This is a genomic window from Pseudomonas sp. GW821-FHT03C07 (genome assembly GCF_059420925.1).
The window spans coordinates 96,091-120,986 of record NZ_JBWKUQ010000006.1 but is presented as its reverse complement, the minus strand read 5'-3'; the positions used below and the strand labels follow the sequence as shown (position 1 = coordinate 120,986).

At 62.5% G+C, this 24,896-nt stretch carries 17 protein-coding genes and 1 pseudogene; 13 read left to right on the top strand and 5 right to left on the bottom strand.

The genetic code is table 11. The features are described 5' to 3' along the window. Positions 1-37: 37 nt before the first annotated feature. Together AC07VG_RS14185 and msrA are read left to right on the top strand one after the other, a co-directional pair. Positions 38-2,731 (top strand): putative bifunctional diguanylate cyclase/phosphodiesterase, encoded by a 2,694-nt coding sequence (locus AC07VG_RS14185; RefSeq protein ID WP_495001246.1) that lies wholly within the window; start codon positions 38-40, stop codon positions 2,729-2,731. Between the two features lie 78 nt (positions 2,732-2,809). Beyond that, on the top strand, positions 2,810-3,457 hold the full coding sequence (msrA, locus tag AC07VG_RS14180) for a peptide-methionine (S)-S-oxide reductase MsrA (protein ID WP_495021377.1): 648 nt from the start codon (positions 2,810-2,812) through the stop codon (positions 3,455-3,457). A 152-nt stretch (positions 3,458-3,609) separates the two neighbouring features. Here msrA and AC07VG_RS14175 read toward each other — a convergent pair whose 3' ends face one another. Next, positions 3,610-4,446 carry a 23S rRNA (adenine(2030)-N(6))-methyltransferase RlmJ gene (locus AC07VG_RS14175; protein WP_191489846.1) on the bottom strand — a complete coding sequence of 279 codons (837 nt, stop codon included), beginning with the start codon at positions 4,444-4,446 and terminating at the stop codon, positions 3,610-3,612. Between the two features lie 151 nt (positions 4,447-4,597). Here AC07VG_RS14175 and AC07VG_RS14170 point away from each other — a divergent pair, with 151 nt between their 5' ends. Together AC07VG_RS14170 and AC07VG_RS14165 are read left to right on the top strand one after the other, a co-directional pair. After that, complete coding sequence (locus AC07VG_RS14170; RefSeq protein ID WP_495003330.1) at positions 4,598-5,092, top strand: DUF2165 family protein; 495 nt, start codon at positions 4,598-4,600, stop codon at positions 5,090-5,092. A 173-nt stretch (positions 5,093-5,265) separates the two neighbouring features. Beyond that, positions 5,266-5,706 (top strand): annotated as a pseudogene (locus tag AC07VG_RS14165) (aminotransferase class V-fold PLP-dependent enzyme); the annotation flags it as partial. 73 nt (positions 5,707-5,779) lie between these two features. Here the strand turns inward: AC07VG_RS14165 and putP are convergent. Then, the gene (gene putP / locus AC07VG_RS14160) at positions 5,780-7,264 is read right to left on the bottom strand and encodes a sodium/proline symporter PutP (RefSeq protein WP_495003329.1); all 1,485 of its coding nucleotides are present in this window, start codon (positions 7,262-7,264) and stop codon (positions 5,780-5,782) included. Positions 7,265-7,718: 454 nt separating this feature from the next. On the opposite strand from putP, the gene putA reads away from it, so the two are divergent. From putA to selO, 5 genes are all read left to right on the top strand, one after another. Further along, complete coding sequence (gene putA, locus AC07VG_RS14155; protein ID WP_495003328.1) at positions 7,719-11,672, top strand: trifunctional transcriptional regulator/proline dehydrogenase/L-glutamate gamma-semialdehyde dehydrogenase; 3,954 nt, start codon at positions 7,719-7,721, stop codon at positions 11,670-11,672. Positions 11,673-12,006: 334 nt separating this feature from the next. After that, the gene (locus tag AC07VG_RS14150; RefSeq protein WP_495021376.1) at positions 12,007-13,809 is read left to right on the top strand and encodes an acyl-CoA dehydrogenase; all 1,803 of its coding nucleotides are present in this window, start codon (positions 12,007-12,009) and stop codon (positions 13,807-13,809) included. A gap of 102 nt (positions 13,810-13,911) precedes the next feature. Beyond that, positions 13,912-15,654, top strand: a complete 1,743-nt coding sequence (locus AC07VG_RS14145; protein ID WP_495003326.1) for a potassium/proton antiporter — start codon at positions 13,912-13,914, stop codon at positions 15,652-15,654. Between the two features lie 36 nt (positions 15,655-15,690). After that, the gene (gene mscK / locus AC07VG_RS14140; RefSeq protein WP_495003325.1) at positions 15,691-19,041 is read left to right on the top strand and encodes a mechanosensitive channel MscK; all 3,351 of its coding nucleotides are present in this window, start codon (positions 15,691-15,693) and stop codon (positions 19,039-19,041) included. 98 nt (positions 19,042-19,139) lie between these two features. Then, positions 19,140-20,603 (top strand): protein adenylyltransferase SelO, encoded by a 1,464-nt coding sequence (gene selO, locus AC07VG_RS14135; RefSeq protein WP_495021375.1) that lies wholly within the window; start codon positions 19,140-19,142, stop codon positions 20,601-20,603. Positions 20,604-20,609: 6 nt separating this feature from the next. Here the strand turns inward: selO and AC07VG_RS14130 are convergent, their stop codons facing one another. After that, positions 20,610-21,011, bottom strand: coding sequence for a helix-turn-helix domain-containing protein (locus AC07VG_RS14130; protein ID WP_495003323.1), 402 nt, complete (start codon positions 21,009-21,011; stop codon positions 20,610-20,612). Further along, positions 21,011-21,304, bottom strand: a complete 294-nt coding sequence (locus tag AC07VG_RS14125) for a type II toxin-antitoxin system HigB family toxin (protein ID WP_495003322.1) — start codon at positions 21,302-21,304, stop codon at positions 21,011-21,013. Before AC07VG_RS14125 ends, AC07VG_RS14130 begins: the two co-directional genes overlap by 1 nt. Before the next feature lie 226 nt (positions 21,305-21,530). Between AC07VG_RS14125 and trxC the strand changes: the two genes are divergently transcribed. Continuing rightward, entirely contained in the window at positions 21,531-21,965 is a 435-nt protein-coding gene (gene trxC, locus AC07VG_RS14120; RefSeq protein ID WP_495003321.1) for a thioredoxin TrxC, read from the top strand. 37 nt (positions 21,966-22,002) lie between these two features. Here the strand turns inward: trxC and AC07VG_RS14115 are convergent, their stop codons facing one another. Further along, entirely contained in the window at positions 22,003-22,776 is a 774-nt protein-coding gene (locus AC07VG_RS14115; RefSeq protein ID WP_495003320.1) for a ParA family protein, read from the bottom strand. Between the two features lie 361 nt (positions 22,777-23,137). On the opposite strand from AC07VG_RS14115, the gene AC07VG_RS14110 reads away from it, so the two are divergent. From AC07VG_RS14110 to AC07VG_RS14100, 3 genes are read left to right on the top strand one after another with little or no spacing between them, the layout of a single operon-like run. Further along, positions 23,138-23,857 carry a beta-ketoacyl synthase chain length factor gene (locus AC07VG_RS14110; RefSeq protein ID WP_495021374.1) on the top strand — a complete coding sequence of 240 codons (720 nt, stop codon included), beginning with the start codon at positions 23,138-23,140 and terminating at the stop codon, positions 23,855-23,857. Then, entirely contained in the window at positions 23,833-24,651 is an 819-nt protein-coding gene (locus AC07VG_RS14105; protein ID WP_495003318.1) for a lysophospholipid acyltransferase family protein, read from the top strand. The genes AC07VG_RS14110 and AC07VG_RS14105 overlap by 25 nt, the downstream gene beginning before the upstream one ends. After that, positions 24,620-24,892 (top strand): phosphopantetheine-binding protein, encoded by a 273-nt coding sequence (locus AC07VG_RS14100; protein WP_495003317.1) that lies wholly within the window; start codon positions 24,620-24,622, stop codon positions 24,890-24,892. The genes AC07VG_RS14105 and AC07VG_RS14100 overlap by 32 nt, the downstream gene beginning before the upstream one ends. The last annotated feature ends 4 nt before the right edge of the window (positions 24,893-24,896 follow it).

Below are 24,896 nucleotides of genomic sequence, written 5' to 3'. Positions count from 1 at the left end.
GAACCAGCGTGACCCGTACTCTTGAAGCGAGCTCTTAATGAAAAGCCAACCGGATGTCGCCAATAGATTGGCGGCCGAGGTAGTCACGCAATTGCCGGTGCCCTCGCGGCTCGGCATGCTGCGTTTCGAACGGCTGAATGAAGCAAGCTGGGCACTGCTGTTTCTCGATCCCAATTGCGAGCGCCAGTTCGGCCAACCGGCCATCGAACTGTGTGCCCTGGTCGGTTCGCCCTATGCCAGCCTGATGGAGCCCGAAGCCCGTTACCGGCTGCACGACACCATCCAGCAGCAACTGGTCGATAGCCCGCATTACCTGATCCGCTACACCCTGCACACCACCCAGGGCCCATTGAGCCTGCTGGAAGTCGGTGAAGCCTACAAACAACACAACCGTCACCTGCTGCGTGGCTACCTGCTGGTGGTCCAGGGCCTGCTCGGCCAGGAACCGGCCTTGCCGGCCGCCGACCTGGAAACCCAGAACAACCGCCTGCAGATTGCCCTGGAACTGAACCAGCGCGCCCAGCAGGAGCAATTGCTCCACCTGGACCGGGTGCGCGCCCAGCAGGACCTGATCCTGCGCCTGGCGCGCCAGCGCTACAGCGCCGGCAAGTCCCTGCTCGAAGCCGCCGAACTGATCACCCGTTGCGCCTGCGATATCTACGAAATCGACTGTGCGAGCATCTGGAACCTCGAAGGCAATCGCCTGGTGCCGATCTGCTCCTATCACCGTGATCGCCAGCAGTACGTGCTGCCGGATATCATCGATGTCGGTGGTTTCCCCGACTATCTCGAAGCCCTGCACACCAGCCGCGCCATCGACGCCCACAACGCCAACCGCGACCCGCGCACCCGGGAAATGGCCGAAAGCCTGCGCCCGCGCGACACCAATGCCATGCTCGACGCCAGCATCCGTATCGACGGCCAGGTGGTCGGCGTGCTGTGCCTGGAACAAACCGGCAAGAGCCGCGCCTGGCAGTCCGATGAAATCGCCTTTGCCGGCGAGCTGGCGGACCAGTTCGCCCAGGTCATCAATAATCACAACCGACGGACCGCCACCAGCGCCCTGCACCTGTTCCAGCGCGCCGTCGAGCAGAGCGCCAACGCCTTCCTGCTGGTCAGCAGCGAAGGCGTGGTGGAATACGTCAACCCCAGCTTCACCGCCATCACCCAGTACAGCACCGAGGAAGTCCACGGCCAGAAGCTCTCCGAGCTGCCGGCCCTGGAGAACCTCAGCGAGCTGCTGTTCGACGCGCCCTCGAGCCTGGCCAAGAGCAACAGCTGGCAAGGCGAGTTCAAGAGCCGGCGCAAGAACCTCGAACCCTACTGGGGCCAGCTGTCGATTTCCAAGGTCTATGGCGACAACCGAGAGCTGACCCACTACATCGGCATCTACGAAGACATCACCCAGACCAAGCTCGCGCAACAGCGCATCGAACGCCTGGCCTACACCGACAACCTGACCAACCTGGGCAACCGTCCGGCCTTTATCCGCAACCTCGACGAGCGTTTCGCCCGCGACAGCGATTCGCCCATCAGCCTGCTGCTGGTGGACATCGACAACTTCAAGCGGATCAACGACAGCCTCGGCCACCAGACCGGCGACAAGCTGCTGATCAGCCTGGCCCGACGCCTGCGCAACAGCCTGAGTCCGAGCGGTAGTCTGGCGCGCTTCGCCAGTAACGAATTCGCGGTGCTGCTGGACGACACCGACCTGGAAACCGGGCAACAGATCGCCAGCCAGTTGCTGACCACCCTCGACAAACCGATGTTCGTCGACAACCAGTTGATCAGCGTCACCGGCTCCGTGGGCCTGGCCTGCGCGCCGTTGCACGGCCGCGACCCACAGACACTGATGCGCAACGCCGGCCTGGCCCTGCACAAGGCCAAGGCCAACGGCAAGCACCAGGTCCAGGTCTTCACCGAAGCGCTGAACGCCGAGGCCAGCTACAAGCTGTTCGTCGAGAACAACCTGCGGCGCGCCCTGACCCAGAACGAACTGGACGTGTTCTACCAGCCCAAGCTCTGCCTGCGCAGCGGTCGCCTGCTGGGCATGGAAGCGCTGTTACGCTGGAATCACCCGGAGCGCGGCATGATCCGCCCGGACCAGTTCATCAGCGTCGCCGAAGAAACCGGCCTGATCATCCCGATCGGCAAATGGGTCGCGCGTCAGGCCTGCCGCATGAGCAAGCAACTGACCGCCTCCGGCCTGGGCAAGCTGCAGGTGGCAATCAACCTGTCGCCCAAGCAGTTCTCCGACCCGGACCTGGTGGCCTCCATCGCCAGCATCCTCAAGGAAGAACAGCTACCGCCGAGCCTACTGGAGCTGGAACTGACCGAAGGCTTGCTGCTGGAAGCCACCGAAGACACCCACCAGCAACTCGACCAGTTGAAAAAGCTCGGCCTGACCCTGGCCATGGACGACTTCGGCACCGGCTACTCGTCCCTGAGCTACCTGAAGAAATTCCCGATCGACATCATCAAGATCGATCGCAGCTTCATCCATGAAATCCCGGATAACCAGGACGACATGGAAATCACCTCCGCGGTGATCGCCATGGCCCACAACCTGAAGATCAAGGTGGTGGCCGAAGGCATCGAGACCTACGAACAGCTGACCTTCCTGCGTCGCCATCGCTGCGACGTCGGCCAGGGCTACCTGTTCGACCGGCCGATCCCCGGCATCGAACTGATCCAGCAGCTCAAACGTTACCCGCGCGGCCCTTTGGCCTGACAGCGCTGTAACACTCGGGCACACTGTTGGTCTATCTTCCTGTATCGCTTATCCCAACCTGACTGAGAGGACTGCGACATGGTCTTGCGCTCGGAAATACTGGTGAACAAAAACGTGCTCCCAACCAAAGAACAAGCTCTGCCTGGCCGCGAAACTCCAATGAGCGTGCCGGAAAAACATTTCGTCAATGGCAACCCGCTGCTGGGCCCCTTCCCCGGCAACGTGGAATTCGCGATCTTCGGCCTGGGCTGTTTCTGGGGCGCGGAACGGCGCTTCTGGCAACGCGAAGGGGTGTACAGCACCTCGGTAGGTTACGCCGGTGGCTTCACGCCGAACCCGACCTACGAGGAAGTCTGCTCGGGCCTGACCGGCCACAGCGAAGTGGTGTTGGTGGTGTATGAACCGGAGATCGTCAGCTACGAACAGCTGCTGGCGCTGTTCTGGGAACTGCATGATCCGACCCAGGGCATGCGCCAGGGCAACGACATCGGCAGCCAGTACCGCTCGGTGATCTACGCCACCAAACCGGACCAACTGGAGGCCGCGCTGAAGAGCAAACAGCTGTTCCAGGCCGAACTGAGCAAGGCCGGCCATGGCACCATCACCACGGAAATCGACGAAGAGCCGACCTTCTTCTATGCCGAGGCCTATCACCAGCAGTACCTGGCGAAGAACCCCGAAGGCTATTGCGGGATTCGTGGCACCGGCGTGACCTGCCCGATCTGATTGAACGCCGCCCTCCCCCTGTGGGAGCGGAGCTTGCCCGCGAAGCTTTTAGCGCTCTCGCGGGCCTCTTCGCGGGCAAGCTCCGCTCCCACACAAGCCCTGCTCCTATGTATGGACTCGCCCACGATACCGGGAGAAAGCCAAAGTCCGAGTTACTCGGCAATCAACCAATCCATCCGCCAGTCGCCCTGGGTCTGACCCAGCTTCTGCGCCAGCCACGGCAACAATTCCCGCAGTTCCTCCTCCAGCCCCCATGGCGGATTGGCAATTGCCAGGCCCGAACCGTTCAGGCTCGCCGGCGTGTCCAGCGGATGCACCAGCAACTCCACCCGCAGCAACTTCGGCGCGCCGCTGCCAGCCAGGTCCTGATAGAAACGCTTCAGCGCACGCTGATCCTTGATCGGATACCAGATCGCCGCCACCGTCTGGCGCATACGCCCGATGGCTTCCTTGAGCGATGCCGCACAGCGCTGCATTTCATCCAACTGTTCGAACGGCGGATCGATCAGCAGCACCGCGCGCTTCTCCGCCACCGGCAGCAACGCCCGCGCCACATGCCAGCCTTCGCCCAGGTGCACCGCCACGCGCCGGTCGCCCTTCATATTGTCCTTGAGCAGCTTGCCGTCTTCCGGGTGCTTCTCGTTGAGCAGAATGCGCTCGCGCTCACGGGTCAGACGCCGCGCCAGCTCCGGCGAGCCCGGGTAGTAGCGCAATTCGCCATCCGGGTTCATCTCGTGCAGCACCCGCATGTAGTCGGCGGTCACCGCGGGCAGCTCCTGCTCGCCCCACAAGCGGGCGATCCCCTCCAGGTATTCGCCGGTGCGGCTGGCCTGGTCGCCCTTGAGGTCGTACAGGCCGATGCCGGCGTGACTGTCGAGATAGGCGAACGGCTGCTCCTTGCGCGCCATCAGGGCAATCAGGCGGGTGAGGATCAGGTGTTTCAAGACGTCGGCGTGGTTGCCGGCGTGGAAGGCGTGACGGTAGTTCATGGCAACTCCTGCGAAGGAGGCGAAGTTTACCTTGTGCCCGAACGTACGTCAGGTCGCAGCGCACCGGCGGCATCGGAAGTGTCTGACATATACTCGGGGCCAGGCAGTGATAAGGTCGTTTTCCCGCCTATCGGAAAGAAGGATCCGAACCATGACCGCCCGCTACGCCAAGATTGTCCTCACCCTGGCCCTCGCCGCTTTCGCCTTCATGGTCACGTTCAACAATGTCATCGATTACGGCTCCAACTTCACCTTTGTCCGCCACGTGCTGAGCATGGACACCACCTTCCCGGACAATGCCGCGATGCACCGCGCAATCAGCACACCCGCGCTCTGGCACGCCGCCTACTGGCTGATCATCTTCGGCGAAGGCCTGACCACACTGCTGCTGAGCGGCGGCGCGTGGTCACTCTGGCGAGCGCGCAACCGCGACGCCGCCGCCTTCGCCCAGGCGAAAAAATGGGTCGTCGGTGGCGCAACCCTGGGTTTCCTGGTCTGGTTCTTCGGCTTCATGGTCGTGGGCGGTGAATGGTTCCTGATGTGGCAATCGCAGATCTGGAATGGCCAGGAGTCGGCCTTCAGGTTCTACATGGCGCTCCTCGGCGTGCTGATCTTCGTCAATCAGGCGGACAACGAGCGGGCTTAAGTGGGGATCACTTGCCGATTACGCGCCAGTATTGGACACTGGCGCGCCGGCTTGCGCTCCGACTGCGGGCGCAGCCCCCAAGGTCATTGGCGACTCAGACACACGAGACCATTAAGCGACCGCACCTGCCTGGCAGTGCTCATTAATGGAATTTCACTGAGTCGAGACTTTATCTACCGAGCTTCGGCGTCGACGTGCGCTTCGCCCGCGATGACTCAGCCCAAGCCATTGCCGAACTGATCGACGAGAACACCAAGCTGGTCTATTGCGAAAGCATCGGCAATCCGGCGGGCAATATCGTCGATCTCCAGCGCTTCGCCGAGGTTGCCCACGCCCGCGGCATACCGTTGATGGTCGACAACACCGTGGCGACGCCGATCCTGTGCAAGCCGATCCAGTTCGGCGCCGACATCGTCGTGCACTCGGTGACCAAGTACGCCGGCGGCCACGGCAACTCCCTGGGCGGAGTGATTGTCGATGCCGGCACCCACCGGCAAATGAACGAAACCGAACAGGCCAAGGCCGGCGTGACGCCGGAAATGATCCGCCTGTCCGTCGGCATCGAGGCGATCGAGGACATCCTCGAAGACCTGCAACAAGCACTACGCGCCTGAAGCAAAACGGCCCGCCTCCAGGGAGGCGGGCCACTTTCCGATCAACCGGGGCCAGGGCCTCAGCCCTTGCCGATCAGTGCTCCAGGCGGAACTGTTTCTCCGCCGCATCAAAACGCTGCAACATCAACGCCGAGGGCGTGCCCAGCCGACTGACGATATAGATCGCCAGGCTGGCAAAGATAAAGCCTGGGATGATTTCGTACAGCCCCAGCAGGCTGAAGTGCTTCCAGACAATCACCGTGATCGCACCCACCAGAATCCCGGCCAATGCGCCATTACGGGTCATGTCCTTCCAGATCACCGAGATCAGCACCACCGGACCGAACGCCGCACCAAACCCGGCCCAGGCATAGCTCACCAGACCCAACACACGGTTTTCCGGATTGGCCGCCAGGGCGATAGCCACCAGTGCCACCAGCAACACCATGGCGCGACCGACCCAGACCAGCTCCAACTGGGAAGCCGATTTACGCAGGAAGGTCTTGTAGAAGTCTTCGGTCAGGGCACTGGAGCAGACCAGCAACTGGCAGCTCAAGGTGCTCATTACCGCCGCCAGGATCGCCGACAGCAACACCCCGGCAACCCATGGGTTGAACAGGATCTTCGCCAGTTCGATAAACACCCGCTCGTGGTTCTCACCGACGGGGCCGGCCACCTCGGGGTGCGCCGAGAAGTAGGCGATGCCGAAGAAGCCCACCGCCACCGTGCCGCCCAGGCACAGAATCATCCAGGTCATGGAGATGCGCCGGGCCTTGGCGATCGACTTGACCGAGTCCGCCGCCATGAAACGCGCGAGAATATGCGGCTGGCCGAAGTAACCCAGACCCCAGCCCATCAGCGAGAGAATACCGACGAAGGTGGTGCCCTTGAGCATATCGAAGTTGGCCGGATCCTTGGCTTCGATAGCCAGGAAAGTGGTGTCGACCCCGCCAGTGGCCAGCAGCACGATGATCGGCGTGAGAAGCAGCGCAAAGATCATCAGAGTGGCTTGCACCGTGTCGGTCCAACTGACTGCCAGGAAGCCGCCGATAAAGGTGTAGGCAATGGTCGCCGCCGCACCGGCCCACAGCGCCGTCTCATAGGACATGCCAAAGGTGCTTTCGAACAGCCGTGCACCGGCGACAATGCCCGACGCGCAGTAGATGGTGAAGAACACCAGGATTACCACCGCAGCAATGATCCGTAACAAGCCGCTGTGGTCCTCGAAGCGACTGGAGAAATAGTCCGGCAGGGTCAGCGCATCGCCATTGTGCTCGGTCTGCACCCGCAGGCGCCCGGCGACGAACAGCCAGTTCAGGTAAGCCCCGACGATCAGGCCGATGGCGATCCAGCTTTCCGACAGACCCGACAGGTAGATCGCGCCGGGCAAGCCCATCAGCAACCAGCCGCTCATATCGGAAGCACCGGCCGACAACGCGGTCACCACGCTGCCGAGGCTGCGGCCGCCGAGAATGTAATCGGAGAGGTTATTGGTCGAGCGATAAGCCATCAGGCCAATCAGCACCATGGCGGCGATATAGATCACGAACGTGATCAGGGTTGGATTGCTTACACTCATTGAAAAATCCCTGGCATTGTTTTTATTGAGCGACGGTCCGACCGACGCAAAGAATGATGTTTGTCAGACGATTAAGCGCAGCAGGCATTTATGACCGATATTTCCTCAGGAAATCGTCAGCCGCCATCTACGGCGCGCAGGAGGTTGCACTTCAGCGGCGAATGCTATTCAACAAACCGAATAAGGTGCAACCCATTCCGCCCAAATAAGTTGCACCTATTGAATTTTGCGTATTTTCCGACGCTTTCCCGCCCCTTTTCAGTGCGGGAAATGCTCGTGACACTCTGAAACCCCCAGGCTTGAGACCATAAACACAAGCGGGAAAATAATTCCTGATCTACCGCCGTTTTTTCTTGCAAAAAATAGGTTGCACCCGGTTGCACCTAAGCGGAGCCAGCGCTACTCTTTCCGCCAGCTGATGCCACGCGATCGTGGTAACCATGAGGATAAGAAAATGGCTACGACCACCCTTGGGGTCAAACTCGACGACCCGACCCGCGAGCGCCTGAAGGCCGCGGCCCACTCGATTGACCGCACCCCCCATTGGCTGATCAAGCAGGCCATTTTCAACTACCTGGAAAAGCTCGAGAGCGGTGCAACCCTGGGTGAAATCAACGGCTCGTCCCGTAGCGACGCCGAAGACAGCGGCGAAGCCCCGAGCGACCACGCCCATCAGTGCTTCCTCGAATTCGCCGAAAGCATCCTCCCGCAATCGGTGCTGCGGGCCGCCATCACCGCCGCCTACCGCCGCCCGGAACCGGAAGTGGTGCCGATGCTGCTGGAGCAGGCGCGCCTGCCGGCAGCCATGGCCGAAGCCAGTCACAAGCTGGCCGCCTCGATTGCCGAAAAGCTGCGCAACCAGAAGAGCGCCGGCGGCCGTGCGGGCATCGTCCAGGGGTTGCTACAGGAATTCTCCCTATCGTCCCAGGAAGGCGTGGCGCTGATGTGCCTGGCCGAAGCCCTGCTGCGCATCCCCGACAAAGGCACCCGCGACGCCCTGATCCGCGACAAGATCAGCACCGGCAACTGGCAACCGCACCTGGGCAACAGCCCGTCGCTGTTCGTCAATGCCGCCACCTGGGGCCTGCTGTTGACTGGCAAGCTGGTCGCCACCCATAACGAGACCGGCCTGACTTCGTCCCTGAGCCGCATCATCGGCAAGAGCGGCGAGCCGATGATCCGCAAGGGCGTCGACATGGCCATGCGCCTGATGGGCGAACAGTTCGTCACCGGCGAAACCATCGCCGAGGCCCTGGCCAACGCCAGCCGCTTCGAAGCCAAGGGTTTCCGCTATTCCTACGACATGCTCGGCGAAGCCGCACTGACCGAGCACGACGCACAGAAATACCTGGCGTCCTACGAGCAGGCCATCCACGCCATCGGCAAGGCCTCCCACGGTCGTGGCATCTACGAAGGCCCGGGCATCTCCATCAAGCTCTCGGCCCTGCACCCGCGCTACAGCCGTGCCCAGTACGAACGGGTGATGGACGAACTGTATCCGCGCCTGCTGGCGCTGACCCTGCTGGCCAAGCAATACGACATCGGCCTGAACATCGACGCCGAAGAGGCCGACCGCCTCGAGCTATCCCTGGACCTGCTCGAACGCCTGTGCTTCGAACCCCAACTGAGCGGCTGGAACGGCATCGGCTTCGTGATCCAGGCCTACCAGAAACGCTGCCCGTATGTCATCGACTACGTCATCGACCTGGCCCGCCGCAGCCGGCATCGTCTGATGATCCGTCTGGTCAAGGGCGCGTACTGGGACAGCGAAATCAAACGCGCCCAGGTCGAAGGCCTGGAGGGCTATCCGGTCTACACCCGCAAGGTCTACACCGACGTTTCCTACATCGCCTGCGCACGCAAGCTGCTGTCGGTGCCGGAAGTCATCTACCCACAGTTTGCCACCCACAATGCCCACACCCTGTCGGCCATCTACCATATCGCCGGGCAGAACTATTACCCGGGCCAGTACGAGTTCCAGTGTCTCCACGGCATGGGCGAACCGTTGTACGAACAAGTAGTAGGCAAGGTTTCCGACGGCAAGCTGAACCGTCCGTGCCGGGTGTACGCCCCGGTCGGCACCCATGAAACCCTGCTGGCCTACCTGGTCCGGCGCCTGCTGGAAAACGGCGCCAACACCTCCTTCGTCAACCGCATTGCCGACCAGTCCATCTCGATCCAGGAGCTGGTGGCCGATCCAGTGGCCAGCATCGAGCAGATGGCGACGCTGGAAGGCGGCTTCGGTCTGCCACACCCACGGATTCCGCTGCCACGCGACCTTTACGGTCGTGACCGGGTCAACTCCGCCGGTATCGACATGGCCAACGAACACCGTCTGGCATCGCTTTCCTGCGCCCTGCTGGCGAGCGCCCACAATGACTGGAAAGCCGTGCCGCTGCTGGGTTGTGTCGCCAGCACCGAAGCCCCGGTGCCGGTGCTCAACCCATCGGACCATCGCGACCTGGTCGGCTATGTCCAGGAAGCCACCGCCGAAGACGCCGACAACGCGATCCAGTGCGCTCTGAACGCCGCGCCGATCTGGCAGGCCACTCCGCCGAGCGAACGCGCGGCAATCCTGGAGCGCGCCGCCGACCTGATGGAAGGCGAGATCCAGCCGCTGATGGGCCTGCTGGTCCGCGAAGCCGGCAAGACCTTCGCCAATGCCATTGCCGAAGTGCGTGAGGCCGTGGACTTCCTGCGTTACTACGCGGTGCAGGCGCGCAACGATTTCAGCAACGACGCCCACCGCCCGCTGGGTCCGGTGGTCTGCATCAGCCCGTGGAACTTCCCACTGGCAATCTTCAGCGGCCAGGTCGCCGCGGCACTGGCGGCCGGCAACCCGGTACTCGCCAAGCCCGCCGAACAGACCCCGCTGATCGCCGCCCAGGCCGTGCGCCTGCTGCTCGAAGCCGGGATTCCCGAAGGCGTGGTGCAACTGCTGCCGGGACGCGGTGAAACCGTCGGCGCGCGCCTGGTCGGCGACGATCGGGTCAAGGGCGTGATGTTCACCGGCTCCACCGAAGTGGCGCGCCTGCTGCAACGCAATGTCGCCGGTCGCCTGGACAGCCAGGGTCGGCCGATTCCGCTGATCGCCGAAACCGGCGGGCAGAACGCGATGATCGTCGACTCCTCGGCGCTGACCGAACAGGTGGTGATCGATGTCGTGTCCTCGGCCTTCGACAGCGCCGGCCAACGTTGTTCGGCTCTGCGCGTGCTGTGCCTGCAGGAAGATTCCGCCGACCGCGTGATCGAAATGCTCAAGGGCGCCATGGCCGAATGCCGCCTGGGCAACCCGGAACGCCTGTCGGTGGATATCGGCCCGGTGATCGATGCCGAAGCCAAGGCCGGCATCGAGAAACATATCCAGGCCCTGCGCGACAAAGGGCGCACGGTCTATCAGGTGGCCATCGCCGAAGGCGAGGAATGCAAGCGCGGCACCTTCGTGATGCCGACCCTGATCGAACTGGAAAGCCTCGACGAACTGCAGCGGGAGATCTTCGGCCCAGTGCTGCACGTGGTGCGCTACAAACGCAAGGACATCGACCAGCTGATCGCGCAGATCAATGCCTCCGGCTACGGCCTGACCCTCGGCGTGCACACCCGCATCGACGAGACCATTGCCAAAGTGATCGACAATGTTCACGCCGGTAACGTCTATGTGAACCGCAACATCGTCGGCGCCGTGGTCGGCGTGCAACCGTTCGGTGGCGAAGGCTTGTCGGGGACCGGGCCGAAAGCCGGTGGACCGCTGTACCTGTATCGTCTGCTGTCGACCCGGCCGGCGGATGCCATCGAACAATGCTTCGCTCGCGGCGACGCCCTGGCCGCACCGGATCTGCGCCTGCGCGAAGCCCTGCTCAAACCGCTCAACGCCCTGCAAGCCTGGGCCGACGGTCAGAAGCTGGCGGACCTCGGGACGCTGTGCACGACCTTCGCGGTGCAGTCGCAAAGCGGCATTACCCGGGTGCTCAACGGCCCGACGGGCGAGCGCAACAGCTACGCCATCCTGCCCCGCGAGCATGTGCTGTGCCTCGCGGAGATCGAAGCCGACCTGTTGACGCAACTGGCGGCGGTGTTGGCCGTGGGCGGCTCGGCGGTCTGGCTGGAAGGCGAATCGGCCAAGGCGCTCTACGGGCGCTTGCCAAAAGAGGTGCAGGCGCGCATCCAGCGTGTGGCCGACTGGACCAAGGACGAGGTGCTGTTCGACGCAGTGCTGCATCACGGGCATTCCGACCAGTTGCGTGGGGTCTGCCAGCAAATCGCCCAACGTAGCGGCGCTATTGTCGGCGTGCATGGACTGTCCCAGGGCGAAACCGGCATTGCGCTGGAGCGTCTGGTGATTGAGCGGGCGTTGAGCGTCAACACCGCAGCGGCGGGCGGTAACGCCAGCCTGATGACCATCGGTTAAGGCGAGCGGAAGGCCTGGCCCCCACAATGGGCGCCAGGCCTGACGATTTCGTCGGCGGGAAAACGGCCTTCGCGGGTAAGCTCCGCTCCCACAGGTTCAGTGCTCGACCACTCATCGGTGGTACGACAGAGTCTTGCTCTCACAGGATTTTGTGATCAGTCATTCCTTTCTCTGGCACGACAAAAATCCTGTGGGAGCGGAGCTTGCCCGCGAAGAGGCCCGCCCAGACACCACACCTCCCTGAATTCTGCCCCTCCATCACCCACATCAATCTTGCTAGGCAGCGCTTATTCAGCCGCCTAGACTCGGCCGACTCCCCCACAGGTAGGCCGCCATGTCCGAGATGCTGCTCAGTTCCCGCAATCTGGCTTTCGAGCTGTACGAAGTCCTCGATGCCGAGGGCCTGACCCAGCGCGAGCGATTCGCCGAACATTCCCGGGAAACCTTCGACGCAGCCATCGGTACCGCCCGCAGCATCGCCGAAAAGTTCTTCGCCCCGCACAACCGCAAGAACGACGAAAACGAACCGCGCTACGAAAACGGCGAAGCCATCCTGATCCCGGAAGTAAAACCGGCCGTCGACGCCTTTCTCGAAGCCGGCTTTCTCAACGCCGCACGCAGCTTCGAGGATGGCGGCATGCAGCTGCCGACCCTGCTGTCGCAAGCCTGTTTCGCCCATTTCCAATCGGCCAACGCCGCCTCGACCTCCTACCCGTTCCTGACCATGGGCGCGGCGAACCTGATCGAAAGCTTCGGCAGCGACGAGCAAAAGCGCCGCTTCCTGCAACCGATGATCGACGGGCGCTTCTTCGGCACCATGGCCCTGACCGAGCCCCACGCCGGCTCTTCACTGTCCGATATCCGCACCCGCGCCGAACCGGCCGCCGACGGCAGCTACCGACTCAAGGGCAACAAGATCTTCATTTCCGGCGGCGACCACCCACTGTCGGAAAACATCGTGCACATGGTCCTGGCCAAGCTGCCAGACGCACCACCCGGGGTGAAGGGCATTTCGCTGTTTATCGTGCCCAAGTTCCTGGTCAACGACGACGGCAGCCTCGGCCCGCGCAACGATGTCCTGCTGGCCGGGCTGTTCCACAAGATGGGCTGGCGTGGCACCACCTCCACGGCGCTGAACTTCGGTGATAACGGCAACTGCGTCGGCTATCTGGTAGGCAAGCCGCACCAGGGCCTGAGCTATATGTTCCAGATGATGAACGAAGCACGGATCGGCGTCGGCATGGGCGCGGTGATGCTTGGCTATGCCGGTTACCTGTACTCCCTGGAATACGCCCGGGAACGCCCGCAGGGCCGCCTGCCCGACAGCAAGGACCCGACTACCGCGCCGGTTTCGATCATCCAGCACGCCGACGTCAAACGCATGCTGCTGACCCAGAAGGCCTATGTCGAAGGCGCCTTCGACCTCGGCCTGTACGCCGCGCGGCTGTTCGATGACACCAACACACTGACCTCCGAGACAGAACGCCGACAGGCCCATGAACTGCTCGACCTGCTGACACCCATCGTCAAATCCTGGCCCTCGGAGTTCTGCCTGAAGGCCAACGAACTGGCGATCCAGATTCTCGGCGGCCACGGCTACACCCGCGAATACCCGGTGGAGCAGTACTACCGCGACAACCGGCTGAACCCGATTCACGAAGGCACCCACGGCATTCAGTCCCTCGACCTGCTGGGGCGCAAGCTGGCGCAGAACGACGGAGCGGGCTTGAAGCAACTGATCCGACTGATCGCCGACACGGCAACACGCGCCGCCGCCTATGCCTCCCTGGATGCCCTGCGCCAACCGCTGGAGGATCTGGTCGCACGCCTGCAAAGCGTGACCCTGGGCCTGCTGACCGACCTGGCCCAAGGCAAGGTCAACAGCAGCCTCGCCAACTCGGCGCTGTACCTCAAGGCCTTCGGGCATACGGTCATCGGCTGGCGCTGGCTGGAACAGGCGGTGCGCGCCGAGGAAGGTCTGGCCAGGGACAATCCGGCGGACCTGCCCTTCTACAAAGGCAAGCTGCAAGCCGCACGCTACTTCCTGACCTGGGAAGTCCCCGGCTGCCATCATGAACTGGCCATTCTCGAAGCACGCGACGATACCTGCCTGTCGATGCAGGACGCCTGGTTCTAAAGCTTTTGACAGCGGTACATTTCAACAGGTTAGAATCGCTGGCACGCAGACTGCATGGTCAGTCTGCGCCCAGCCTTTGCAAGCTTTCCTGGAGTACTGCCTTTGAATGCGACGACCATCAACAGCCTGTTCTTGATCGGCGCGTTGCTGGTAGGCGCAAGTATCCTGGTGAGCTCGCTGTCCTCGCGTCTCGGTATCCCGATCCTGGTGATCATCCTCGCGGTGGGCATGACCGCCGGCGTTGACGGCGGCGGCATCATCTTCGACAACTACCCCACCGCCTACCTGGTGGGCAACCTCGCCCTCGCCGTGATCCTGCTCGACGGCGGTCTGCGCACGCGGGTCGCGAGTTTCCGCGTGGCACTGTGGCCGGCACTGTCGCTGGCCACCGTCGGGGTGCTGATCACCACCGGCCTGACCGGCATGGCCGCCGCCTGGCTGTTCAACCTGAACATCATCCAGGGCCTGCTGATCGGCGCCATCGTCGGTTCCACGGACGCCGCCGCGGTGTTCTCGTTGTTGGGCGGCAAGGGCCTGAACGAACGGGTCACCGCCAGCCTGGAGATCGAGTCCGGCAGTAACGACCCGATGGCGGTGTTCCTCACCGTGACCCTGATCGACATGCTCGCCAGCGGCCAGACCGGCCTGCACTGGAGCCTGCTCGGCCACCTGCTTCGCGAATTCGGCATCGGCGGCATCATCGGCCTGGCCGGCGGCTGGCTGATGCTGCAACTGGTCAACCGGATCAACCTGGCCAACGGCCTGTATCCGATCCTGGTGATCAGCGGCGGCCTGGTGGTCTTCGCCCTGGCCAACGCGCTGCACAGCAGCGGCTTCCTCGCCGTGTACCTGTGCGGCCTGGTGATCGGCAACCGTCCGGTGCGCAGTCGCCACGGCATCCTGCACATGCTCGACGGCATGGCCTGGCTGGCGCAGATTGGCATGTTCCTGGTGCTGGGCCTGCTGGTCACGCCCCATGACCTGCTGCCCATCGCCCTGCCGGCCCTGGGCCTGGCGCTGTGGATGATCCTGTTCGCCCGACCGCTGTCGGTGTTGATCGGCCTGCTGCCATTCAAGGCCTTCCATGGCCGGGAAAAGGCGTTTATTTCCTGGGTCGGCCTGCGCGGCGCGGTGCCGATCATTCTCGCGGTGTTCCCGCTGATGGCCGGCCTGCCCCATGCGCAGCTGTACTTCAACCTGGCGTTCTTTATCGTGCTGGTCTCGCTGCTGGTGCAAGGCACCAGCCTGCCGTGGGTGGCCAAACTGCTGAAAGTCACGGTCCCGCCGGAACCCGCACCGATCTCCCGATCCGCCCTGGAAGTGCATGTCACCAGCGAATGGGAGCTGTTCGTTTATCGCCTGGGCGCTGAAAAATGGTGCATCGGCGCTGCCCTGCGCGAGCTGAAAATGCCCGAAGGCACCCGTATCGCCGCGCTGTTCCGGCACCAACAACTGCTCCATCCGTCGGGTAGTACCACCCTGGAAGTCGATGATCTGCTCTGCGTGATCGGCCACGAACACAACCTCCCGGCCCTCGGTAAACTCTTCAGCCAGGCACCGCAACGCGGGCTCGATCTGCGCTTCTTCGGCGACTTCGTGCTCGAAGGCGACGCCCAGCTGGGCGCGGTCTCGGCGCTCTATGGCCTGAAACTCGAAGGCGTCGACCCGAATACCCCGCTGGGCAGTTTCATCGCCCACAAGGTCGGTGGCGCGCCTATCGTCGGCGACCAGGTAGAGTGGAACAACACGCTCTGGACTGTCGCGGTCATGGACGGGAACAAGATCGGCAAAGTCGGCGTCAGATTTCCCGAAGGAAGTCGCCCGGGTCCGGGTCTCTTCCTCTAAACTGCCCACTTTCTTCACGCTGCTTGACCGGTACTTATGTCTTCTTTGCGCACTTTTCTTGCCATGGCCCTGCTGGGCCTGAGTCTTTCCGTCGGCGCGTTGCAAGCGGCCGAACCGCCCACCCGTGAATCTGTCCAGCAAAGCCTGGACAAGATCGCCGACCGCAAGCTCGCCGACGCCGATCAAAAGGCCCTGCAAGCGGTGCTGCAACAGACGCTGACCTGGATGTCGAACCAGGACGACTATGAAAAACGCCTGGCCACGACCAAGCAGCAGGTCGCCGATGCGCCGCGCCAGACCGTCGAAAACCAGCGTGAACTGGCCCGGTTGAAGGTCACCAAAGTGATCCCGGTGACCCAGCGGTATGCCAGCCAGTCGGTGCCGCAACTGGAACAATTGCTGACCGAGCGCACCGCCCAACAGGGCGACCTGCAAAAAGCCCTGGCCGATGCCAACAGCCTGATCATTACCGCCCAGACCCGCCCCGAGCGCGCACAGTCGGAAATCAGCAGCAGCCAGACCCGCATTCAGCAGATCAACGGCATCCTCAAGCTGGGCAAGGACAACGGCAAGACCCTCAACGCCGACCAGCGCAACCAGTTGAACGCCGAATTGGCCTCGATCAACGCGCTGATCCTGCTGCGCCGCCAGGAACTGGCCGGCAACAGCCAGTTGCAGGACCTGGGCAACAGCCAGCACGACCTGCTGATGGAAAAAACCGCGCGCCTGGAGCAGGAAATCCAGGACATGCAGTCGCTGATCAACCAGAAGCGCCTGGCCCAGTCCCAGCAGACCGTCACCCAGCAATCCATCGAAGTGCAGAAGGCCGGCGACAGCAGCGTGCTGGCGACCGAAAGCGCCACCAACCTCAAGCTCTCCGACTACCTGCTCAAGAGCACCGACCGCCTCAACGAGCTGACCCAGCAGAACCTGCAGACCAAACAGCAGCTCGACAGCGTGACCCAGAGCGACCAGGCCCTGGACGAGCAGATCAGCGTGCTCAAGGGCAGCCTGTTGCTGTCGAAGATTCTCTACAAGCAGAAACAGGCTCTGCCGCGCCTGCAGGTGGACAAGAACCTGGCCGATGAAATCGCCGATATCCGCCTCTACCAGTTCGAAGTCAACCAACAGCGGGAATTGATCAGCAGCCCGGCCACCTATGTCGACAACCTGCTGGCGACCCAGCCGCCGGACCAGGTCAACGCGCAGTTGCGCAAGACCCTGCTGGACCTGGCGGTAACCCGCAGCGACCTGCTGGAACGCCTGAACCGCGAACTGAGCGCCCTGCTCAACGAGTCCATCACCCTGCAACTGAACCAGAAGCAACTGCTCAGCACAGCCCAGAGCCTGCGCGCGACCCTGGACGAGCAGATGTTCTGGATCCCGAGCAACAAGCCCCTGGATCTGGAATGGATCGAAAGCGTACCCGCGCGCCTGCAAAAGCAGGTGACCACCCTGCCCTGGGCCTCCAGCCTCAGTGAACTGACCGATGGCCTGGCCCAACATCCACTGCTGTTCCTGCCCTTGCTGCTGTTGATCGGCGCCCTGCTGTGGCGGCGCAAGTCGCTGTATGCGCGCCTGAGCAAGGTCCACAAGGACATCGGCCACTTCAAGCGTGACAGCCAATGGCACACGCCGCTGGCGATCCTGGTCAACGTCGCCCTGGCGATGCCGATCACCCTGGGCTTGGCGCTGTGCGGCTATGCCCTGCAGATCGATGCCCGCGGCCAGAACGCCAGCCTCGGTGCCGCGCTGCTGCAAATCTCCCTGGCCTGGCTGGTGTTCTACACCGCCTACCGGATTCTGGCGCCGGGCGGCGTGGCCGAGCTGCATTTCCGCTGGGAAAAACCCCAGGTCGAGTTTCTCCAGGGCTGGATTCGCCGGCTCGGCTTCGTGGTCCTGGCGCTGGTGGCGATTGTCTCCGTCGCCGAGCTGCAGCCGGCCTCGCTGGCCGATGACGTACTGGGTATTGCCGTGGTCCTGACCTGCTACGGCCTGATGGCCTGGCTGCTCAGCCGCCTGTTGCTGGGCACGCCGAACCACGGCGGCGCCTCGCTGTTCCGCAAACTGATCGGCGTGCTCTTCACCGCCATGCCCATCGCGCTGTTTATCGCCGTGTGCTTCGGCTACTACTACACCGCCCTGAAACTCAGCGATCGGCTGATCGAGACCCTTTACCTGCTGATGTTGTGGCTGGTGATCGAGGCGACCTTCGCGCGCGGCCTCGGGGTCGCGGCCCGCCGCCTGGCCTACCAGCGCGCCCTGAGCAAACGCCAGGCGGCCAAGGAAGCCGGCGATGGCGAACCACTGATCGAAGAGCCGACCCTGGACATCGAACAGGTCAACGAACAATCCATGCGCCTGATTCGCCTGGCCCTGCTCGGCGGCTTCGTCGCGGCGCTGTACTGGGTCTGGGCGGACCTGATCAGCGTGTTCTCCTACCTGGACAACATCACCCTCTACGAATACACCAGCGGCACCGGCGCGACCATGAGCATGGTGCCGATCAGCATCGGCAACGTCATCGGCGCACTGGCGATCATCGGCATCACCTTCGCCCTGGCGCGCAACCTGCCGGGCCTGCTGGAAGTGCTGGTGCTGTCCAAGCTCGATCTGGCCCAGGGCAGCGCCTACGCCACCACCACCTTGCTCTCCTACGTGATCGCCGGCATCGGCTTCGTCTCCACCCTCTCGACCCTCGGTGTGAGCTGGGACAAGTTGCAATGGCTGGTGGCGGCGCTGTCGGTCGGCCTGGGTTTCGGCATGCAGGAAATCTTCGCCAACTTCATCTCCGGCATCATGATCCTGTTCGAACGTCCGGTGCGGATCGGCGACACCATCACCATCGGTACCCTGTCGGGCACGGTCAGCAAGATCCGCATCCGCGCCACCACCATCACCGACTTCGACCGCAAGGACATCATTGTCCCGAACAAGACCTTTATCACCGGGCAGTTGATCAACTGGTCGCTGACCGACACGGTTACCCGCGTGACCCTCAAGCTCGGCGTCGACTACGGTTCGGACCTGGACCGGGTCAAGGAGCTGCTGCTCAAGGCCGCCCGGGACAATCCGCGGGTGCTGAAGGAGCCCGAGCCCCACGTGTACTTCCTGAACTTCGGCGAAAGTACCCTGGACCACGAACTGCGCATGCACGTGCGCGACCTGGGCGACCGCAACCCGGTGGTCGACGAGGTCAACCGCTTCATCAACCGCGAGTTCAAGAAAGAGCACATCAACATCTCGTTCCGGCAGATGGAGGTCTATCTCAAGAACCTGCATGGCCAGGAATACAAGCTGGTGCCGGTGGAAGGCCAAGCGCCCGGCCCGTTGCCGATGGCAGCGGCCAAACCAGAACAGCTACCGCCGCCGGGCAAGCTCGACTGAGACTGCACAACCGCGGCAATCATGCCGTTTGCATGCCGCCGCTGGTGTCTGCCGGCTAATCCCAGCAGAATACTCGGACATTCTGCTGGAGCCGGCCGTTGAAAGCCCTCGACGAACTGACCTTCGATAACCGCTTCGCCCGTTTGGGCGACGCGTTTTCCACCCATATCTTGCCCGAGCCCCTCGACAACCCGCACCTGGTGGCGGTGAGTCCGGCGGCCATGGCCCTGCTCGACCTCGACCCGGCCATTGCCGAGGAACCGGTGTTCGCCGAGCTGTTCGGCGGCCACAAGCTCTGGGCCGAGGCAGAGCCTCGAGCGATGGTCTATTCAGGGCATCAGTTCGGCTCCTACAACCCGCGCCTGGGTGACGGTCGCGGACTGTTGCTGGGCGAGGTCTACAACGCCGCGGGCGAGCATTGGGACTTGCACCTCAAGGGCGCCGGGCAAACGCCCTACTCGCGCATGGGCGACGGACGCGCGGTGTTGCGCTCCTCGATCCGCGAGTTCCTCGCCTCCGAAGCCCTGCATGCCCTGGGCATTCCCAGTAGCCGCGCGCTCTGCGTGATCGGTTCCGACACGCCGGTCTGGCGCGAGAAACAGGAGCGCGGCGCCATGGTCCTGCGCATGGCGCCCAGCCATGTGCGCTTCGGTCATTTCGAGTACTTCTACTACACCAAGCAACCAGAGCAGCAGAAGCAGCTCGGCGAGCACGTGCTGGCACTGCATTTCCCCGAGTGCCTGGAACAGCCGGAACCTTACCTGGCGATGTTCCGCGAGATCGTCGAGCGCAATGCCGAACTGATCGCCAAGTGGCAAGCCTACGGTTTCTGCCATGGCGTGATGAACACCGACAACATGTCGATCCTGGGCATCACCTTCGACTTCGGCCCGTTCGCCTTTCTCGATGATTTCGATGCGCACTTCATCTGCAACCACTCCGATGACCAAGGGCGCTACTCGTTCAGCAACCAGGTGCCCATCGGCCAGTGGAACCTCAGTGCGCTGGCTCAGGCCCTGACGCCGTTCATCAGTGTCGAGGCCTTGCGTGAAACCCTGGCCTTGTTCCTGCCGCTGTACCAGACCCACTACCTCGACCTGATGCGTCGCCGCCTCGGCCTGACCAGCGCCGAAGACGACGACCAGAAGCTGGTGGAAAACCTGCTGCAACTGATGCAGGCCGGAGGAGTCGACTACACCCTGTTCTTCCGCCGCCTGGGGGATGAGTCAGCGGCATTGGCCACGGCGCGCCTGCGGGATGACTTTATCGATCTCAAGGGTTTCGACGCCTGGGCCGATCGCTACAAGGCACGGGTCGCCCGCGAAACCGATCAGGACGAGTCCCGGCGCAAAGCGCGGATGCACGCGGTCAACCCGCTGTATATTCTGCGCAACTACCTGGCGCAGAAGGCCATCGATGCGGCGGAAAGTGGTGATTACTCAGAGGTGCGGCAACTCCATACGGTACTGAGCAAGCCATTCGAGGAACAACCAGGCCTGGAGCGCTACGCCGAACGACCACCGGAGTGGGGCAAGCATCTGGAGATCAGTTGTTCGTCGTGAGCCGGCTCAGATAAAGGTTTGCTCCCGGACCCCAAAACGCTCGGCCAGCCAGCGGATCTGGCGCAGGTTGAGCTGGCGCTTGCCGCTGAGGATCTCGGAAACCACCGATTGTGGCCCGACCCCGGGCAGGTCGCTCTGGGTCAAGCCATGTTCACGCATCATCTCCCGCAGCACATCGGCCCCACTGGCCACCGGCATCGGCCAGTGCTCCTTGTCATAGGCCTCTATGTAATCACTGATGATATTCACCAGGCTCATGAGCGGATTCGATTCGTCTTCACCAATGACGCCCAGCAACTCGTCGAGAATACCCACCAGGGCATCGTAATCAGCCTCGTTTTTTGGTTTGCGCAGCAGTGGCTCCACGAACGGCCAGTGCTCGGAAGCCTGCTTGATGACAGCATTCATCAACACCTCTCCTTCCATTTACCCTTGTCATATTCGCGATGATCCAGCACATGCTTGATATATAACTGCTGGGCACCGTAATGCACACCCGCAATCAGCCGCAGCTTGTTCCCGCCAATATCAAACACATGCAAGCTACCCACCGTGTCTGTCGCTGGGAACATCGCCTTGAGCGCCGAAAAGCTTTCAGGACTGCTCCCCTTGATCCTTCGGCACCAGGCATCCAACGCACTGGCGGTGTCAGGCCATCTTGCCTTGGCTTCCCGAATCCGCTTCTCGGTAATCACACGCATGCAACATCCTTATCGCATCTTGCTATGAAGATTATCCGCCAAGCCAGATTATCGCAATTTGCTATTGCCAAAATCTGACCGCCGGCTCGTTCCTTGAGGCTAGATCCTGAAGGCAAAACGCGTCGCTTGAACATGTGAGGACATGCAACACACCTTTGGCCCCCCTTGATAAAGTGCGCCCCAGACTCCAGTTCAAGTTCATTGGCCACTTCCCAGGAACCCTTCCATGTCCGATCCCCTGTTGATCCCCTGCCCTCATTGCAACGGCCTCAACCGCATCCCCGCCGAGCGCCTGGGCGACCAGCCGAAATGCGGACGCTGCAAAGCCGCGGTCTTGCTGGATAAACCGTTCGAATTGAAACAGGGCGACTACGCCAGCCAGATCAAGGGCGATCTGCCATTGCTGGTGGACGTGTGGGCGGACTGGTGCGGGCCGTGCAAATCCTTTGCTCCGGTGTTCGAACAGGCGGCGGCCCAGTTGGCCGGTAAGTGCCGCCTGGCCAAGCTCGACAGCGAAGCCAACCAGCAACTCTCGGCACAGCTGGGGATTCGTTCGATTCCCAGCCTGATCCTGTTCAGAAATGGCCAGGAAGTGGCGCGCCAGAGCGGCGCCTTTCCCCTACCGCAGTTGATGGCCTGGCTGCGCAGCCAAGGTATCTGAGGCGGGCTCAGCCGCCAGGAGCAGGCAAAAAAGCGAATTAAGCGTTGTTCTCCAGCAGGGCGTGCAACTCGACGAACTGCTGGGTCAGCTTGTGCCGCGGATCGAAGTGGATCAGCGGCCGGCTCGCCTCATGGGACTCGCGCATCTTCACCGAACTGGCCAGATACACCGGCAATACCGGCAAACCCTCGGCGATCAGGCTGTCGAGCATCTGCTGCGGCAGACTCGCCCGGGCCTGGAACTGGTTGACCACGATCCCTTCCACTTGCAAGCCTTCATTGTGGTCTTCCTTCAACTCCTCGATCTCGGCTAGCAGGCCATACAGCGCCTGCCGGGAAAAACTGTCGCAATCGAAGGGAATCAACACGCGATCGGCGGCAATCAACGCCGACACAGCGTAGAAGTTCAGCGCCGGCGGCGTATCCAGATAGATGCGATCGTAATCTTCCGACAACTCATCCAGCAGTTTGCGCAGCTTGTTGATCTTGTGCTTGGCCTCGAGCTTGGGCTGCAGGTCAGCCAGCTCGGCCGTGGCGGTGATCAGATGCAGGTTGTCGAACGGCGTCTCATAGATATCCACCTGGTTTTTCTTCGAGAACGGCCCGGACGAAAGGATCTGCTTGAAGAAATCAGCGATGCCCATGGGGATGTCCTCGCCGGTGAGCCCGGTGAGGTATTGCGTGGAGTTGGCCTGGGCATCGAGATCCACCAACAGGGTCCGATAGCCCTCGCTGGCGCTGACCGCCGCCAAGTTACAGGCAATGCTCGACTTGCCGACCCCGCCCTTCTGATTGAACACCACACGCCGCATGACAAAACCTCCGTGTATCAATGGATCACCGAGTGTAGAGGGCTTGACCGCTGCCGCGCCACCTCGCCGGGACTAGGACTACCTCTCATATCGCAATAACTGCACTGGCACGAGGTAATTTCCCTTTAACCCGGGAAATGTCCGGCATACGTATCAAAAAAAATACGAACAATAGCCAGTTGCTAGCAACCTCTTCGCATTTCGCAAATTTAATCGTGCAAAATGTGACCAAAAATTTGCTACAGGCCTTGTGCACCGGGATAATGCGAGTCATTCGGCCATCGTGCCACGCCAGGGTTGGTAGAGGTTCAGGGATCAACCGTAGCGTTCAAGGAAGCCCGCAGGGGCGGGAAGACATTCAGTGATCAACTTCAACATCGCCCAATGGCGCGCCTGGGCTCCGGGCCTGGAAAGTGCGGACGACTGGCAGGCCTGGAGCCGCCAGCCCAGTGTCCCCGAGCCCAGCGATGCGGCACCGGATGTATCCTTTCTGCCGGCCATGCAGCGCCGCCGCCTCAGCCGCCTGGCACGCATGGCGTTCAGCGTCGGCTGGCCACTGGCCGAGGGGCACGCGCAGTTGCCGCTGGTGTTCATCTCCCGGCACGGCGAAACCCCGCGCACCTTCGAGATCCTCTGCGACCTGGCCGCCGACCAACCGCTGTCGCCCACCCAGTTCAGCCTGTCGGTGCACAACGCGGTGATTGGCCTGTGGTCGATCCTGCGCGGCTCGACCTGCGAAATGACCGCGTTGGCCGCCAATGGCGACGGTCTCGAGCACGGCATGCTCGAAGCCGCCGCGCTGCTCGATGAAGGCGCCCCCGCGGTCTTGCTGGTGATCACCGAGGAGCAACCGCCCGAGGCCTACCGCCACTGGATCGACGACGTCCCCTTCCCCTATGCCCTCGGCCTGCTGCTGACCCCAGGCGACGAATGGCAACTGTCCCTCGAAAGCGCCGCGGACGAACAGTCCCCAACCGAGTGGCCCCATGCCCTCGATCTATTGCGTACCCTGCTGGGCCAACACGCCACCTGCCGACACCAATGGAAGACCCGGGTATGGAACTGGCAGCGCCGACCATGACCAAGCGCCGCGACGCCTATTACTGGCGCTTGCTGGCCACCGCCTTGAGCTTCGCCCTGTTCGGGCTGGGCGGCCTGTGCCTGCGACTGGCAGTCTTCCCGCTGCTCGGCTGCCTGCCAGGCAATGCCGAGCGTCAGCGTCTGCGCGCGCGACAAACGGTCAGCCGGTTGCTCTGGCGGTTCATCCGGTTCATGGCCCGCAGCGGCGTACTGACCTATGAAGTCGATGGCGCGGAAAAGCTCGGGCGCCCCGGGCAGATGATCATTGCCAACCACCCGTCGCTGATCGACGTGGTGTTCCTGATCGGCCTGGTGCGCCATGCCAACTGCGTGGTCAAGCAGAGCCTCTGGCAAAACCCTTTCACCCGCGGGCCGCTACGCGCCACCGAATACATCAGCAACGACGGCAGCATGGACATGCTCGACGCCGCCGCCAGCGCCCTGCAACAAGGCCAGACCCTGATCGTCTTCCCCGAAGGCACCCGGACCACACCGGGCACGGCACCCGCCTTTCATCGCGGCGCCGCCGCGATTGCCCTGCGGGGTGCGAGAATCATCACCCCGGTCGTGATCAAGGTCAGCCCTACCACCCTGACCAAGGCCGAACCCTGGTATCGCATTCCGCACCGCCGGGTGCACTTCAGTTTCCGTGTCGGTGCCGATATAGACCCACAAAGCTTTGCCGCGCTGGGCCCCGCGCCTCAGGCCTCGCGCAAACTCAACGATTATCTGCACCATTACTTTATTAAGGAGCTCGCCTCAGATGAGCGATCCAACCGCCGCCCTGCACCTTGAGATCAAAGAGCTGATCATCGAGGCCCTGGGCCTGGAAGACATCAGCGCGCAAGACATCGGCAACGAGCAAACCCTGTTCGGCGAAGGCCTGGGCCTGGATTCGGTGGATGCCCTCGAACTCGGCCTGGCGATCCAGAAGCGCTATGGCATCAAGATCGATGCAGACGCCAAGGACACCCGCGACCATTTCTCCAACGTGGCCAGCCTTGCGGCTTTCGTCACGGCAAAACAGGCAGCGTGAGGCC

Coding starts and splice junctions, on each gene's coding strand:
- AC07VG_RS14185 (WP_495001246.1), top strand. CDS start 38: ATGAAAAGCCAACCGGATGTCGCCAATAGATTGGCGGCCGAGGTAGTC.
- msrA (WP_495021377.1), top strand. CDS start 2,810: ATGGTCTTGCGCTCGGAAATACTGGTGAACAAAAACGTGCTCCCAACC.
- AC07VG_RS14175 (WP_191489846.1), bottom strand. CDS start 4,446: ATGAACTACCGTCACGCCTTCCACGCCGGCAACCACGCCGACGTCTTG.
- AC07VG_RS14170 (WP_495003330.1), top strand. CDS start 4,598: ATGACCGCCCGCTACGCCAAGATTGTCCTCACCCTGGCCCTCGCCGCT.
- putP (WP_495003329.1), bottom strand. CDS start 7,264: ATGAGTGTAAGCAATCCAACCCTGATCACGTTCGTGATCTATATCGCC.
- putA (WP_495003328.1), top strand. CDS start 7,719: ATGGCTACGACCACCCTTGGGGTCAAACTCGACGACCCGACCCGCGAG.
- AC07VG_RS14150 (WP_495021376.1), top strand. CDS start 12,007: ATGTCCGAGATGCTGCTCAGTTCCCGCAATCTGGCTTTCGAGCTGTAC.
- mscK (WP_495003325.1), top strand. CDS start 15,691: ATGTCTTCTTTGCGCACTTTTCTTGCCATGGCCCTGCTGGGCCTGAGT.
- AC07VG_RS14130 (WP_495003323.1), bottom strand. CDS start 21,011: ATGAATGCTGTCATCAAGCAGGCTTCCGAGCACTGGCCGTTCGTGGAG.
- AC07VG_RS14125 (WP_495003322.1), bottom strand. CDS start 21,304: ATGCGTGTGATTACCGAGAAGCGGATTCGGGAAGCCAAGGCAAGATGG.
- trxC (WP_495003321.1), top strand. CDS start 21,531: ATGTCCGATCCCCTGTTGATCCCCTGCCCTCATTGCAACGGCCTCAAC.
- AC07VG_RS14115 (WP_495003320.1), bottom strand. CDS start 22,776: ATGCGGCGTGTGGTGTTCAATCAGAAGGGCGGGGTCGGCAAGTCGAGC.
- AC07VG_RS14105 (WP_495003318.1), top strand. CDS start 23,833: ATGGAACTGGCAGCGCCGACCATGACCAAGCGCCGCGACGCCTATTAC.
- AC07VG_RS14100 (WP_495003317.1), top strand. CDS start 24,620: ATGAGCGATCCAACCGCCGCCCTGCACCTTGAGATCAAAGAGCTGATC.